6 protein-coding genes are annotated in these 8,803 nt (G+C 63.2%); 5 read left to right on the forward strand and 1 reads right to left on the reverse strand.

Going from position 1 to position 8,803, the window contains the following annotated elements:
• Window positions 1-364 precede the first annotated feature (364 nt).
• From FJ956_RS28300 to FJ956_RS28315, 4 genes are read left to right on the forward strand one after another with little or no spacing between them, the layout of a single operon-like run.
• A complete protein-coding gene (locus FJ956_RS28300) occupies window positions 365-1,813 on the forward strand; it encodes a TolC family protein (protein WP_140684050.1) in 1,449 nt (482 codons plus the stop codon).
• Window positions 1,814-1,851: 38 nt separating this feature from the next.
• Window positions 1,852-3,984, forward strand: a complete 2,133-nt coding sequence (locus FJ956_RS28305; RefSeq protein WP_140684048.1) for a type I secretion system permease/ATPase — start codon at window positions 1,852-1,854, stop codon at window positions 3,982-3,984.
• Window positions 3,985-3,999: 15 nt separating this feature from the next.
• Entirely contained in the window at window positions 4,000-5,289 is a 1,290-nt protein-coding gene (locus tag FJ956_RS28310; protein ID WP_140684046.1) for an HlyD family type I secretion periplasmic adaptor subunit, read from the forward strand.
• Entirely contained in the window at window positions 5,279-5,920 is a 642-nt protein-coding gene (locus FJ956_RS28315) for a ribbon-helix-helix domain-containing protein (protein ID WP_140684044.1), read from the forward strand. The genes FJ956_RS28310 and FJ956_RS28315 overlap by 11 nt, the downstream gene beginning before the upstream one ends.
• A 357-nt stretch (window positions 5,921-6,277) precedes the next feature.
• Here the strand turns inward: FJ956_RS28315 and FJ956_RS28325 are convergent, their stop codons facing one another.
• Window positions 6,278-7,237 (reverse strand): transglutaminase-like cysteine peptidase, encoded by a 960-nt coding sequence (locus FJ956_RS28325; protein WP_140684042.1) that lies wholly within the window; start codon window positions 7,235-7,237, stop codon window positions 6,278-6,280.
• 324 nt (window positions 7,238-7,561) lie between these two features.
• Between FJ956_RS28325 and FJ956_RS28330 the strand changes: the two genes are divergently transcribed.
• The coding region (locus FJ956_RS28330) for a hypothetical protein (RefSeq protein ID WP_210241607.1) at window positions 7,562-8,803 on the forward strand (1,242 nt) is incomplete at its 3' end.

The following is an 8,803-nucleotide window of genomic DNA, read 5'->3' on the forward strand; positions in this document are numbered from 1 at the left end:
CCAAGGGATCCGCGGGGCGGCAACCAGCTAGGTTTCGAAAGAACTATTGCTGTGAAGCCTGTGCGCGGCGACCCGTGCGATTCGCCATTTGTTTCAGACCATTAACCATTGCGGGCCGCTTCAAGAACCGTTGCGGCCTGCTCCGAACCGAAAGGCCGTGGCCCGCCGTGCCCGGTTTCTGTGCCATTTTTGCTACAGGTTTGGCCCTAATGGCCGGAATCGTACTTTTGAGAGGTGTCTAATCCATTATATGCTCACAACCTCGAAAAATCTGATAGATACTGGCCGAAAGCTCCGGTGGCAGGCTTGGGCAAATAAGCGCCAATAAAAAAATAAATGGCGCGGGGATAGTCACGGGGTAGAAATGACCAGGACGGGTAAAATTACCGTCGGCTGGCGCGTTGCGCTTGCCATTACGGTGTCGATGCTGGCTTGTGGTAGCGCCAGCGCACTCACACTCAAAGAAGCCGTTGCCGTCGCAGTGGAATCCAATCCGGAGATTGGACAGGCGATCGAAAACCGCGAAGCGATCGAATTCGAGCTGCGACAGGCCAAAGGCCTTTATCTTCCCAGCGTCGACCTGGAAGCATCGACCGGCGTTCGCCGCCTGGACAACGATACACGGCGAGCGCTCGACGAGGATCACAAAGCCCTCTATCCGAACGAGGCTGACCTTACCGTCTCGCAGACGCTTTATGACAGCGGCGCAAGGCGGGCGGAACTCAACCGCCAGGCCTCGCGGGTCGATGGGGCTTCCTTCAGGGTTCTGGAACGGTCCGAGTTCATCGGGCTTGCGGTCGTCCAGGACTATCTGGAATACATGCTGCAGGCTTCGATCGTGGCCGAGGCCAAGAAGAACCTTGGCTTCCATCAGTCCATCCTCAGCGACATCAAGCAAGGCATCGCGGGCGGCGCGCTCAACGACGCCGACCGGCAGCAGGCCGAGGAGCGCCTTTATGCCGCCAAGGCGCGGATGCAGGAAGCGACTGAAGAACTCGAGGCGGCCAAGATCCGCTTCTTCAAGAATGTCGGCAAGCCGCTGACCAACGCGTCGCGGCCGGCCGATGTCGCAGCCGCCCTGCCGCGGTCGCTCGACGATGCGATCGGGCTCGCCAGGCAGAACAATCCACGCGTCCATATGGCCAACAGCGACATCGATGCTGCCGCCTCGCTGGTCGACGCGGCGCGGGCGAAATACGGCCCGACGATCACCGCCGAGGGTGTTGCCCGGGGCGGGTATGACATCGACGGCGACAATGGCGACGCGAGCGACCTGCAGGCCCGGGTGGTGCTGCGCTGGAACCTCTATCGCGGCGGCATCGACAAGGCCAACGAGCAGGAACAGATCCGCCGCACCAGCGAGCAGCGGCTTGGGCTTCACCAGGTGCTGCGCGAGATCGAGGAAGCCGTGCGCACCTCGTGGGACCGCCGCTTCCGCCAGGCGGAACTGGCAAAGACGCTGCGGCAGCAGGCAGCCACCAATGAAAAGCTGGTCGCCTCCTATCGCGAGCAGTTCAAGGTCGGGCAGCGCTCGCTGCTCGATGTGCTCGATGCCCAGAACACGCGCTTCAACACCGCGACGCTGGCCGACACGTCGTCCTACGCGTCGCTGTTCGCGGAATACCGGCTGCTGGCCGCAACCGGGGAGTTGCTGAAGACACTCAACATCCAGCCGGCCAAGCAGGCCGCGGCCTACGCCCGTGAGGAATTCGGTGTGCCGGCCACGGCCGATACCGAGACCTATGCGCGGACGCCGTCGGAGCAGAAGAACGATCTGCCGTTCGACATTCTCGCGCCGGTCAGGAAAAAGTAGCCAATGTAGCGTCGATCTTCGGTCCTTCGGGGCGGATCGTGAACCAGCAACCTAATATCCTATCGCCCAAGGAGGCTTTCAAAGCCTGTTTCTGCGCTGTCGCGGCCTATCTCGGCAGGCCGAGCGCGGAAACCGTGCTGTTCGCCGGCGTGCCGATTTCGGAGACGCGCATCGAGCCCGACGAAATCCGTCATCTGGCCGAGCGCATCGGCCTGGAGGTCCAGGATTTCAGCCATCGCGATTTCCTGCGTGGCCGCTTCGATCTTCCGGCGATCGTCTTTCGCGTCAGCCAATTGCCGGTCGCCCTCCTGGCGGAAATGGAGGGCGGGCAATATCTGACGGCGCCGCAGGAAAACGGCCGCACCACGATCGCCAGGTCGGAACTCGCCGAAAGCTATATCAGCGGCGGCACGTCCTTCTCGATCACCTATGCCAACCAGGCCGAGGAGATGACGGTCGGCACCGCCGCGCGGATCGAAAGGCGCCACTGGCTGACCGGCACCATGGGGTCGTTCTGGCGCACCTATTCGAAAGTGGTGCTGTCGGCGGTGTTCATCAATCTCTTGGCGATCGCCTCGCCGATCTTCACCATGAACGTCTACGACCGCATCCTGCCCAACAAGGCGATCTCGACGCTGTGGGTGTTGGCGCTCGGCATCGGCGCGGCGATCCTGTTCGACCTGCTTCTGAAGACGGCCAGGGCGTCGCTGATCGACTATGCCGGCCGCAAGGCGGATTTGCGGATTTCCTACCTGCTGTTCGAGAAAGTGCTGAATTCCTCGCTTTCGGCGCGGCCAGGGTCGACGGGCGAATATGCAAACCGCGTCACGCAATACGAATTCGTGCGCGAGTTCTTCACCTCCAACACCATCAGCGTCTTCATCGATACGATCTTCGTCTTCGTCTTCTTGGCTGTCATCTACGCCATCGGCGGCTGGCTGGTGGTCATACCGGCGCTGGCCTTCGTCATCTCCGTCATTGTCGGGCTGATCACGCAGCGGCGGATCGGCAAGCGGGTGGCGGCCTCGATGAACGAGGCGTCGCAGCGCCAGGCCCTGCTGGTCGAATCCATTTCGACGCTGGAAACGATCAAGTCGCTGCGCGCCGAAGCCTATCTCCTGCGCAAATGGGGCGAGCACTCGAAGAACGCAGCCAACACGTCGGAAAAGATCAAGGAGCTCTCGGCGGCGGCGGGCAACATCACCGGCGCCATCCAGCAATTGGTGACGGTCGCCCTGGTGGTGGCCGGCGCCTATGCCTTCTCGGAAGGCCAGGTGTCGACCGGCGCCATCATCGGCACCGTCATGCTTGCCGGCCGCGCCGTGGCGCCGCTCGGCCAGATCGCCATCACGCTTGCCCGGTTCCGGCAGGCGATGCTGTCGCTCAAGATCATCAACACGATCATGTCGCAACCGGAGGACCGCCCCGACACGGTCGGTTTCGTCAACCGGCCGATCCGCAGCGGGGCGCTGGTCTTCAGGAATGTCGGCTTCGCCTATCCGGGCACGGAAAACGAGGTACTGAGCGGGCTCAACATCGCGGTCAGGCCCGGCGAGCGGGTCGGCATCATCGGCCGCATCGGCTCCGGCAAGACCACGATGGGCCGGCTGATCGGCCGGCTGTTCCTGCCGACGTCGGGGGAGCTGCTGCTCGACGGCATCGACATCCGGCAATACCACCCCTCGGAGGTCCGCGCCGCGGTCGGCATCGTCGCTCAGGCCGGCGACCTGTTTTCGGGAACCATCAAGGAGAACCTCTTGATGGCGGCGCCGGAAGCCACCGACGAGGAGATCATCGATGCGGCGAAAGCCGCCGGCGTCGACGACTTCGTCTCGCGGCATCCGCGCGGCTACGACATGAATGTCGGCGAGCGTGGCACCAATCTCTCGGGCGGACAAAGGCAGGCGGTGGCAATCGCGCGGCTGCTTTTGACCAAGCCGAAGATCGTCTTCCTGGACGAGCCGTCGGGCTCGATGGATCTCGCTTCCGAACGGCAGTTGATCAAGCAGCTCAAGGTGGCGTTCGACCGCAACACGACGCTGATCGTGTCGACCCATCGCTACAGCATGCTGGAACTTGCCGACCGCCTCATCGTCATCGACCAGGGCCGCGTCGTCGCGGACGGGCCGAAGGAACAAGTCATCCAGGCGCTGCAGAAGGCAAATGCCTGACCGGAACGTATGGACATGCTAGCAAGGGAAGACCGGCCACCACTTTTCGCCTCGGCGTCCGTCTACATCGTCGGAGCGCTGTTCGTGTGCTTCACGGCCTGGGCGTCGTTCGCCGAGGTCGACGAGATCGCGCGCGGCGACGGCAAGGTGATACCCGCTTCGAAGACGCAGATCATTCAGGCCAGCGAACCGGGCGTCGTGCAGGAGATCGCCGTCCAGATCGGCCAGACCGTCAAGAAGAACGACCTCATCATTCGTCTCGACAATTCGGGCAACACGTCGAGCCTTGGCGAAGAGAAGGCCAAGGCGCGAGCGCTGCAGGCGCGCATCGCCAGGCTGCAGTACGAGCAGAGCGGCAGTGTCGAAGGGTCGTTTCCCTGCCCTGTGGAAATCCAGAAAGCCGCGCCGGAGATCTGCGACAACGAGCAAAAGCTGCTCGTCGCGCGCCGCGACAATTTCGAGGTCAAGCTGTCGGTTCTCAAATCGCGCCTCGACCAGCGCGAGAAGGAGCTGGACGAGGCCACCGCCAATGCCGACCGCCTGTCCAAGAGCCTTGCCGTCACCGACCAGGAAGCGGCGCTGGTCGAACCCATGGTCAAGAAAGGTCTGATGGCCAGGACCGAACAGATCCGCGTCGAGCGGGAACAGACCGACCTTCATGGGCAGTTGACCCTGGCCGGCGAGACCATCAAGAAGACCAAGTCGGCTATCACCGAGGCGCAGCTTCAGGTGAACGAATTGGGGCTGCAATTGCAGCAGGAAGCGTTGAGCGACCTGACGCAGGCGCTCGCCGATCTTTCCGTGGTCGACGAAACCATCCGCGGCGCCACCGACAAGGTGGCGCGCACCGACATCCGCTCGCCGGTCGACGGCATCGTCAACACGCTCGACGTCAACACGCTCGGCGCCTTCGTGCAGCCGGGCGCCGTCGTGGCCGGCATCGTGCCGACCTCCGAGACGCTGCTGGTCGAGGCCCGGGTTTCGCCGCGCGACGTCGCCTTCATCCAGCCGAACCAGGAGGCGCTGATCAAGGTCACGGCCTATGATTTCTCGATCTTCGGCGGCATCGAGGGCAAGGTCTCCAATATCACCGCCGACAGCCTCGTCGACCAGAAGACGGGCGAGCCCTATTACCAGGTGCGGGTCGCCACCGACAAATCGACGCTGACAAGGAACGGCAAGACCTATTCGATCATCCCCGGCATGATCTGCTCGGTCGACATCAAGACCGGACACAAGACGATCCTCAACTATCTTTTGAAGCCCATCAACAAGGCGCGTCAGGAGGCAATGAGTGAGCGATAGCGCCGTCCATCCGGACACTTCGCGCGAACGGCTGCTGCCGGCGCTCGCGGCCGAGGATTTCGGCCCGGAATTCCGCGTCGTGGCGCGCGGCGGCGTGCGTCGCGGCATCCGGCTGGAGCGCGCCTTCTGGGTGTCGCTGAAGCAGATGGCCGAAAGCCGCAAATGCACGATCGGCATGCTGGTCGAGGAGATCGCCGAACACCATCCCGACCAGGGCAATCTCACCTCGGCGATCCGCGTCGCCTGCATGCGCGGCCTCACCGAGGAAAGCATGGAATTGCGCAAGCTCGCTTCGATCCGCACGATCAATGCAATCCTGGTCGCCTGCCCCTCGCCCGCCTTCGCGCTGTCTTCCTCGAAGAAGATCCTGGCCTTCAACACGCCGTTCCAGCAACTGGTCAGGCGTCAGTTGCCGAGCGCGCCCGGCGAGGATGGGCGCCAGGACCTGAAACTGGCGCTCGACCTCAACGTTCCCGACATCTTCGCCCGGCTCGACGCCAATGGCGAAACGCCGGTCACCAGCGGCTTCGTCATCGGCGCGGGCGAGCGCCGCTATCGCGGCCAGCTCAGCGCCGTGCGCGCGCCCGTCACCGATCCGGAACTGTTGATGGCTTTCGTCTACAACGGGTAGTTCCCCTGCGCAGAAATTTCGATGGCTCGGACGGTGCTCGCATCGGCACGTCGAATGCGTTGGAGATGGGCCGAAGCGCCTGTCAGCTCGCTCTGAGATTGAAGAAGGGATAGGCCGCGATCCTTCGCGCCCCCCTCTGTCCTGCCGGACATCTCCCCCACTTGGGGGGAGATTGGCAGCTTCGCCGAAGGCACCATTCCCGCAACGTCGGCGATTAGCGAAAGCCGGCGCGACATCTGATCTCCACCCTTGTGGGGGAGATGCCCGGCAGGGCAGAGGGGGCGCTGTCCCGCCGGCATTCCGAATTGCCTGCACGGCAGCGGCGCTCGGAAGTCACGGCATGGACGTACAGGCAGCCTATTTCGGACCGAAACCGAACGTTGCAGGCGCAACTGCCGTGTCAGGCGAAGTGCCTTCGCCGGGCGCCACCGTCGTGAAGCCGCCGGCGATGTCGGCGACCTGTGCGCCGGACTTCGACCCATGGATCCAGGCGCGATCCGTGCTGAAGGAATAGAGCGGAACGTAGTCGGGCAACTCGCTGTCACGCAGGACGGCGTTGCCGAGGCTGTCGAGGATGAAGGCGCCGCTTCCCGTGCTTACCGACAGGACGGCGTGGAAGAACTTGCGGCGGCGATCCTGGAGCACCACGAGCGACATGCTCTGCGCCGGGATTCCGGCCCTGAGCAGCGCCGCCATCTTCAGTATGGCGAAATCCTCGCAATCGCCGGCGCGATGCTCGAGGATTTCCGAAGGCTTCGCCCAATAGTCGAGCTTGCCATAGACGACGCTGTCCTTGCGATAGGCAATCAGGCGGTTGATGCTGCTGTTGACGAAAGCGAGCTTGTCGCGAAAGCCCTTGTCGCCGGCAATCTTGACGATCTCGGCGAAAGCCGGGCTCTCGCGGTCGCAGACGCTGCCGGCGGTGCAATCGACGATGGCCCTGTAGACGGGAGCCCAGCGCGCCGCGACCGGGAAGTTGTGCATCGACAAAGCGACGGAGCCGAAGACGCCGGGAATGATCGCGGCGGTCTGGATCGGGTCGATGCCGGGATCGGCCGTGGCGTGCGCTTCAGCCTCGTAAGGCACTGCCGGCGTGTAGCCCACAGAAACGTCCGCGATCCGGTACGCGGAGGCCGACTGCCAGGGCAGCGGCCGGGCCAGCGAAACGCCGCCGAGGCTCGCCGGAGCAGGCACCTTCTGCAAGGCTTGAACCGCACCCGAATTCGCGCTTGCCGACGATGGATCTGCCTGAGCGGCAAGGCCGATCGCCAGCAAGAGAACCTTGATCCCTGTCGGGGCTGCTTTTTGTATTTTCATGACGCCCACCTTTGACTGTGGACGGTACCAATCTTGTCTCAAATTATCGGAAAGGAAGGTGGGTAAGTTTCCGCGAATCACGCTATTCTGTTTTGCATCAAATTTTATTCAAAATTATACTTCCATTTACCAAGGCGGGAGGCGTGCGGCGCGGTCAATCCCGCGGTCCTTAAGATCATACATATCCAGATATATCATCGCAATTTACCAAGTGTAAAAAATGCGATTCTCTACATATTCGAATATATGAATTAGATTGAAGGTCTGTTGCAAAGCGCGGGCCTGACATGTCTCTTTCCGGGAAATGCCGGAGGGGTTTTAGCTATGACGACCAATATCGAATTCGACGCCGTTTCAAATTCCTGGGACGAGCACACGAGCGCTGGGGAAAATCCCATCTCGACGGGTGTCCAGGTCGCGCAGGCGACCACCGGCCAGGCGGCGAGCGAGCCAGTGCCGGTCGATGTCGGCAGCGGCGCGCCGGCCCAAGGCGCGGCCAATGCGCCGGCAGCCAACCAGCCGGCGGCCGACGCCAAGGCTCCTGCTCCCGCACCGGCGGCAAATGCAGCGGCAGGCAATACCCCGCATGAATATCATGTCGAGGCCGGCAACGTCGTAAAGCTTCCGGCCAGCGTGTCGATCGACAACATCAAGGTCGACGGACACGATCTCGTCCTCACGCAGCCCGACGGATCCCAGATCGTCATCAAGGACGCCGCGCTGAACGTGCCGACCTTCATCCTCGGCGATGTCGAGGTGCCGCGCGTGGCCCTGATCGCCGCGCTCGAGGCAAGCCATGTCGATGTCGCCTTCGGCGCCGACGGCTCGATCTCGGCCGGCGGCAACGGCTCGCCGGGCAGCGCGGGCGGAAATTTCGAACATCCCGCAGGTGGGATCGGCGACGGCTTCGGCCTGACGTCGCTGCTGCCGCCGACGGACCTGGCGTTCGGCCAGCCTGACCATCGCGAGCTGTTCCCGGGATTGCTGCCGGACTCCACGCCGACGATCCTCGACCTGACGCCGTCGACCAGCGGCGGCGACACCACCGTCAACGAGAAGGGTCTGCCGGAAAGCTCAGGGTCGGAAGGCGCGGGCGAGGTGGCGGCGCCCGGCTCCGACGGCGATCCCTCCGAGCACAACACCGGCACCTTCACCATCAACTCGCCCGACGGCATCGGCTCGGTGACCATTAACAATCAGGTGATTTCGGCCGCCGCGCTTGCCAACAGCGCGTCGACACCGATCCCCATCACGACGCCGTTCGGCAACACGCTGACCATCAACGGCTACGACGCCGCCACCGGCCAGGTGAGCTATACCTACACGCTCCTGCATAGCGAGCAGCACCCGGCCGGCGACGCCTCGATCTTTGACAACATGACGGTGACCGTCACCGACGGCGATGGCGACGTCTCGCTTCCGGGTACACTGTCGGTCGAGATTATTGACGATGTGCCGACGGCGCATGACGACGTTGCCGCGCAGGCAGCCGAGAACGCACCGGTGACGGTGAACGTGTTCGCCAACGACGTGCCCGGCGCGGACGGCGTCAATATCGCCGACCCG

This window comes from Mesorhizobium sp. B2-4-3 (assembly GCF_006442815.1).
Classification (GTDB): Bacteria; Pseudomonadota; Alphaproteobacteria; order Rhizobiales; family Rhizobiaceae; genus Mesorhizobium.